Annotated in this window: 4 protein-coding genes; 2 read left to right on the forward strand and 2 right to left on the reverse strand. The window is 71.9% G+C overall.

Going from position 1 to position 4,402, the window contains the following annotated elements; all coding sequences use genetic code 11:
• A partial coding sequence (locus Q0112_RS08840) for a substrate-binding domain-containing protein (RefSeq protein WP_297974094.1) occupies nt 1-764 on the reverse strand: 764 nt, incomplete at its 3' end.
• A 183-nt stretch (nt 765-947) separates the two neighbouring features.
• Here Q0112_RS08840 and Q0112_RS08845 point away from each other — a divergent pair.
• Nucleotides 948-1,277 (forward strand): L-rhamnose mutarotase, encoded by a 330-nt coding sequence (locus tag Q0112_RS08845; RefSeq protein WP_297974097.1) that lies wholly within the window; start codon nt 948-950, stop codon nt 1,275-1,277.
• Between the two features lie 14 nt (nt 1,278-1,291).
• Complete coding sequence (locus Q0112_RS08850) at nt 1,292-3,334, forward strand: NAD(+) synthase (RefSeq protein WP_297974099.1); 2,043 nt, start codon at nt 1,292-1,294, stop codon at nt 3,332-3,334.
• A gap of 1 nt (nt 3,335) precedes the next feature.
• Here the strand turns inward: Q0112_RS08850 and Q0112_RS08855 are convergent.
• Nucleotides 3,336-4,402, reverse strand: a 1,067-nt coding sequence (locus tag Q0112_RS08855) for an FGGY-family carbohydrate kinase (RefSeq protein WP_297974101.1), incomplete at its 5' end; no start/stop codon positions are given.

Below are 4,402 nucleotides of genomic sequence, written 5' to 3' on the forward strand. Positions count from 1 at the left end.
TCGTAGGCGACGACCTGGACGTGGCCGCCGAGCCCGGCGTTGATGACCGCCTGGCCGGCGCCCTGCGCCGAGAAGACGTTGGTGCCGAAGACGCCGGCGAGGTCCTGCTCGCGCTCGAGGATGGCCGCGGTCTGCTGCGTCGCCCGGGCGGCGTCGTCGAGGTTGTAGTCCGGGCCGATGACGGTGATGTCGGGATATTCGTTCTTCATCACCTCGGCGAAGCCCTGCTCGCGCCCCTCGACGGAGGAGACGTTCGGGTTGGTCGAGTTGATGTAGACCTTGCCCTTGCCGCCGATCGCCTCGGCGAGCCCGCGCGCCGAGATGCGCCCGCCCTCGACATTGTCCGAGCCGATGTAGCTGAGGGGGAAGGTCACCGGCCCGTCGGCATAGTCGCCGTCGCCGAGGAAGGTGTCGACGGTGATGATCCTGATCCCGGCGTCGACCGCCGCCTGCAGCGGCCCGACCATCTGGTCCTTCTCGACCGGCGCGGTGATGATGTAGTCGAGATCGCCGCGGGCGACCATCGCGTCGAGGATCGGCGTCTGCGCCTCGACCCCCCAGGTCGGCGGGACCTGCGCCACGACCTCGATGCCGAGATCGGCGGCCGCCTTCTCCACCCCGAGCTGCATCACCTGGTAGAAGGGATCGGTCACTCCCGGCAGGAAGCCGACCTTGATCTTCTCCTGCGCCGAGGCGCCGCCAGCGACGGCGAGCGCGAGCGTCGCCGCCCCCGTCAGGGCGAATAGCGATCTCCTGTTCAGCAAGGCTTGTCCTCCCTTCGGACTTCCGCCGCCTCGGACGGACGGCGTTGCCGCTCATGCTATCGGCATGCCCGGCGGTCCGCAACAGCGTGCCCGAGTTGCGCGCCCGGGTTGACGCGTCGCCCCCCGGCCAGCAAGCTCCGCCGGCCCGCCCGGGCGTTGGGCGGCAGCGAAAGGACCGGTCCGATGAAGCGCATGGGGTTCGTCCTCGGCATCCGCCCCGAGGGGATCGAGGAGTACAGGCGGCTGCACGCCGCGGTCTGGCCGGAGGTGCTGGCCAAGATCGCCGACTGCAACATCCGCAACTACTCGATCTTCCTGCGCCAGCCGGAGAACCTGCTCTTCGCCTACTTCGAGTACCACGGCACCGACTTCGCCGCCGACAGCGCCAGGATGGCCGCCGACCCGGCGACGCAGCGGTGGTGGTCGATCAACGAACCGCTGCAGCAGCCGCTCGAGACCCGCGCCGAGGGCGACTGGTGGGCCGCGACGGAAGAGGTCTTCCACGTCGACTGAGCGAGGAGGGCGGCATGACGGCCGGGGCCGGAGACTTCTACGCGCTGCACCGGCACGGCTTCGTGCGGGTCGCCACCTGCACCCCGCGGGTGCGGCCGGCCGACGTCGCCTTCAACCGCGACGCGATCATCGCCGAGGCCCGCCGCGCCGCCGCGGCCGGCGCCGACCTCGCGGTCTTCCCCGAGCTCTCGGTCTCCTCCTATGCGATCGACGACCTGCACCTGCAGGCGGCGCTCCTCGACGCCGTCGAGGCGGCGGTGGACGGGATCGTGGCGGCTTCGGCCGATCTCTCGCCCATCCTGCTGATCGGCGCGCCGCTGCGCCACGGCGGACGGCTCTACAATTGCGCGCTCGCCGTCTCCCGCGGGGCGCTTCTCGGGGTGGTGCCGAAGAGCTACCTGCCGAACTATCGCGAATACTACGAGAAGCGCTGGTTCGCCCCCGGCCGGTCGGCGGCCGGCCTCGCGATCCGCGTCGCGGGGCGCGAGGCGCCGTTCGGCGCCGACCTCCTCTTCGAGGCGGCGGACCTCCCCGGCTTCGTCCTCCATGCCGAGATCTGCGAGGACTTCTGGGCAGCGACCCCGCCCTCGACGCTCGGGGCGCTGGCCGGCGCCACCATCCTCGCCAACCTCTCGGCCTCGAACATCACCATCGGCAAGTCGGACGAGCGGCACCTGCTCTGCCGTTCGCAGTCGGCCCGCGCGCTCGCCGCCTACGTCTATTCCGCCGCCGGGCCGGGCGAGAGCACGACTGATCTCGCCTGGGACGGCCAGGGGGTCATCTACGAGCTCGGCGACCTCCTCGCCGAGTCCGAGCGCTTCCCGCCCGAGCCGACGCTCTGCCTCGCCGACGTCGACACCGGGCGCATCCTCGCCGAGCGGATGCGGATGCAGACCTGGGGCGACGCGGCCGATGCCGCGAGCCACCCCTTCCGCCGCGTCCGCTTCGACCATCGGCCGAGCCGGACCGACCTCGGCCTCATCCGCCCGGTCAGGCGCTTCCCCTACGTGCCGAACCGCAAGAGCCACCTCGACCAGGACTGCTACGAGGCCTTCAACATCCAGGTCGAGGGCCTCAGCCGCCGCTTCGAGGCGACGGCCGGGACGCATATGGTGATCGGCGTCTCGGGCGGGCTCGACTCGACGCACGCCCTCATCGTCGCCGCCAAGGTCTGCGACCGGCTGGGCCTGCCGCGCACCGCCATCCTCGGCTTCACCATGCCGGGCTTCGCGACCAGCGAGGGGACGAAGGCGAACGCCTGGAAGCTGATGGACGCTCTCGGCGTCACCGGCGCCGAGCTCGACATCCGCCCGGCGGCGCGGCAGATGCTCGCCGACATGGGCCACCCCTTCGCGGCGGGCGAGCCGGTCTACGACGTCACCTTCGAGAACGTGCAGGCGGGGCTGCGCACCGACTATCTCTTCCGCCTCGCCAACCAGCGCGGCGGCTTCGTCGTCGGCACCGGCGATCTCTCCGAGCTCGCGCTCGGCTGGTGCACCTACGGCGTCGGCGACCACATGAGCCACTATGCCGTCAACGCCGGGGTGCCGAAGACGCTGATCCAGTACCTGATCCGCTGGTGCGTCGCCTCGGGCCAGTTCGACGAGGCGACCGACGCCGTCCTCGAGGCGATCCTCGGCACCGAGATCTCGCCCGAGCTCGTCCCCGGCGCCGAGCTGCAGAGCACCGAGAGCCGGATCGGCCCCTACGAGCTCAACGACTTCTTCCTCTACCACACCATGCGCTACGGCCACCCGCCCTCGAAGGTCGCCTTCCTCGCCTGGCACGCCTGGCGCGACGCCTCGGCCGGGCTCTGGCCGATCGGCTTCCCCGAGGCGGCGCGGCGCGAATACGACCTCGCCACCATCCGCCGCTGGCTGGAGAATTTCCTCTGGCGCTTCTTCGCCATCAGCCAGTTCAAGCGGTCGGCAATCCCGAACGGCCCCAAGGTCTCCTCGGGCGGCGCCCTCTCCCCCCGCGGCGACTGGCGCGCCCCGTCCGATTCCGTCGCCGACCCCTGGCTCGACGAGCTCCGCCGCAACGTCCCGGAAGCCTGAGCTACCCGCCCAGCGCCCGCTTCAGCGCCGGATAGAGCGCGAGATACCGCTGGTAGATCTCCGCGTAGCGCGCCATCTCCCGCGGCCGCGGCTCGATGCTCCGCCCCGGCCGCACCATCGCCGCGATCCCCTCGTCGATCGAGGCGAACCGCCCGGCGCCGTGCGCCGCGAGCACCGCCGACCCGGTCGAGGGCGCATCCGGCGAGGCCGGGATCCGGACCGGCAGCCCGGCGGTGTCGGCATGGATCTGCATCCAGAGCTCCGAGGAGGTCGCCCCGCCCCCGACGGTGATCTCGTTCCCGGCGTAGCCGGCCGCGCGGAAGGCGTCGAGGATCGCCCGCGTGCCGAAGCCGATTCCCTCGATGATCGCCCGGAAGACGTGGTGCGGCTCGTGCGCCAGCGTCAGCCCGACGATCGCCCCCCGCGACAGCGGATCGGTATAGGGCGTGCGGTTGCCCTGGAAATGGTCCTGCACGATCAGCCCCTCCGCCCCCGGCTCCAGCGCCGCCGCCTTCTCGTTCAGCGCCGCGAGGTCGAGGCCGCCGCAGAATCGCCGCAGCCAGTTCACCACCGACCCGGTCGAGGTCTGCCCGCCCTCGACCACGTAGCGCCCGGGATAGACGATGTCGGGATAGGCGCCCCAGACCCCGCGGGCATGCACCGGCGCCTCGGTCACCCCGAACAGCAGGTGCGAGGACCCGGTGACGAGCGCGAGCTGCCCCGGCCGCGCCACCCCGAGCCCGATCATCCCGATCAGCGCGTCCGCACCCCCCTGCACCACCCGGACCGAGGGCCGGAGGCCGAGCGCCGCCGCCGCGGCCGGCGTCAGCGTCCCGACCACCTCGCCCGGTGCCACCACCCGCCCCGGCCACTTCGCCTCGAGCTCGCCCAGCCCGAGCGCGGCGAGAATCCCGCGCGCCCAGCCCTCCCCGCGCGAATCGTAGTGCCAGCGCAGCCCGGCGTTATCGAGCGAGCAGCAGCGCTCGCCGGTCAGCCGCAGCGTCAGGAAGTCCTGATACTCGCAGATCGTCGCCGCCGCCGCAAAGACCTCGGGCTCGTTGCGCTTCA

The organism is uncultured Amaricoccus sp. (assembly GCF_937858865.1).
Lineage (GTDB): Bacteria > Pseudomonadota > Alphaproteobacteria > Rhodobacterales > Rhodobacteraceae > Amaricoccus.